Consider the following 236-nt stretch of genomic DNA (forward strand, 5'->3'; position numbering starts at 1 on the left):
GCAACACCGTGGTCGACGACGGCGCCAAGCAGGGCGCCAAGGTCGGCCCGGTGCAGAACAAGATGCAGTTCGAGAAGGTCAAGGCGCTGATCGAGGACGCCAAGCAGCGCGGCACGGTGCTTGCCGGGGGCGAGCCGCTCGACCGTCCCGGCTATTTCATCCCGCCGACGATCGTCCGCGACCTCGACGACGATGCGCCGCTGGTGCGCGAGGAACAGTTCGGCCCGGTGCTGCCG

General features: G+C 69.1%; 1 protein-coding gene. It reads left to right on the plus strand.

Features of this window, described 5'->3' with window-relative positions:
• Window positions 1-236, plus strand: a 236-nt coding sequence (locus AC6UDG_RS07865; RefSeq protein WP_500707013.1) for an aldehyde dehydrogenase family protein, incomplete at both ends; no start/stop codon positions are given.

Source organism: Fructilactobacillus sp. X2R1C1 (assembly GCF_059901435.1).